Below are 1,512 nucleotides of genomic sequence, written 5' to 3' on the forward strand. Positions count from 1 at the left end.
GATGAGGTGGCTGACGCCATCGCGCATCCGGCCGGTGCCACCGCCGCGAATCAGGCCCGGACTGTGCGGCTGTACGGGGCGGCGATCTGCGTGGCGCTGAACGTGCCGTTGCGGCGGTGCGCGTGTCATCGCGATCTGGAGCGGGACGTGTCGGGCGAGCTCATCCGGCTCGGTTTGGCGGAGCTGGCCGGCGAAGTGCCCTGATCGGGGCGGGTGGCGCAGGTAATCTGACGGCCCATCAGATTTCCGCTACGATGCCGCCATGCGAGGAATCCTGGGGTGGGGCGTCCACCTGCCGTACCGACGCCTGGACCGCACCGCCATCGCAGCCGTGGCCGGCACCGGCGGGGGAACCGGCACCCGGGCCGTGGCCTCCTACGACGAGGACACGACGACGATGGGCGTCGCGGCCGCGCGCGCCGCGCTGAGTCCAGCGGCCGGAGCACCAAGCGCAGGCGGCAACGGCAGAGGCAAAAAGGACAGAAAAAGCAGCATAGGCGAGGGCCATATCAAAGGCCTGGCAGAGATCATCAGTACCCTGTGGTTCACCACCACCGCCCCCGCCTACCAAGACCGCACCAACGCCACGGCCCTGCACGCCGCCCTGCGCCTCCCCCGCACCACCGCCGCCTACGACGCCACCGGAGCCGTCCGCTGCACCGTCGCCGCCCTCGACGCGGCCCTGAACGCGGGCCCGGCCGCCGGCCCCCATCTCGTCGTGGCCTCCGACCTCCGCACCGGCCGCCCGGGCAGCGCCGACGAGGCCGCCGGAGGGGACGCGGCCGCCGCCCTGCTCATCGGCGAGGGAAGCGAAGACCTTCCGCTCCTGGCCGAACTCCAAGCCCACACCAGCGTCACCGAGGAGTTCCTGGACCGCTGGCGCACCCCGGGCGATCAGGCCTCGAAGACGTGGGAAGACCGGTTCGGCGAGTCCCACTACGCGACCCTGGCCGCCGAAGCCTGGAACGCCCTCCTCGCCGCCACCGGCACCACGCCCGACGACGTCGACATCCTCCTGATAGCCGGCACCCACGAGCGCGCCGTGACGTCGGTGCTGAAGAAGACCGGCGTCGGCAAGGACCGACACCACGACCCGTTCACCAAGACGACCGGCAACTCAGGGGCCGCGCACCCCGCGCTCCTGCTCGCCTCAGCCCTCGAAGACGCGCAGCCGGGGCAGAACATCGCGCTGCTGGTGCTGGCTGACGGCGCCGACGCCTTCCTGTGGCGCACCACGGACGCGCTGACCACGTATCGCCCCGCACGACCGGTAGCGGATCAGCTCACGCAGTCCGGCAGCGTCGCCTACGGCCGCTACCTGGCCTGGCGCGGGTTCCTCCCGGTGGAGCCGCCACGTCGCCCCGAGCCGGCACGCACCTCCGCATCAGCCGCCGCCCGCGCCACCGACTGGAAGTTCGCCCTAGTGGGCTCCGAGCGCACCGACAACAGAAACGACGACGACAGCAACGCCGACACCGCGACAAACCCGAGCACCACCGTCCACCTCCCCCC

General features: G+C 71.8%; 2 protein-coding genes. Both read left to right on the forward strand.

Features of this window, described 5'->3' with window-relative positions:
• The coding region (locus IZR01_RS49125) for a hypothetical protein (protein ID WP_228556296.1) at positions 1-204 on the forward strand (204 nt) is incomplete at its 5' end.
• A 58-nt stretch (positions 205-262) separates the two neighbouring features.
• Positions 263-1,512: 3-oxoacyl-[acyl-carrier-protein] synthase III C-terminal domain-containing protein (locus IZR01_RS49130; RefSeq protein WP_194927883.1), on the forward strand; the 1,250-nt coding region annotated here is incomplete at its 3' end.

The sequence above is a fragment of the Catenulispora pinisilvae genome, assembly GCF_015356865.1.
Lineage (GTDB): Bacteria > Actinomycetota > Actinomycetes > Streptomycetales > Catenulisporaceae > Catenulispora > Catenulispora pinisilvae.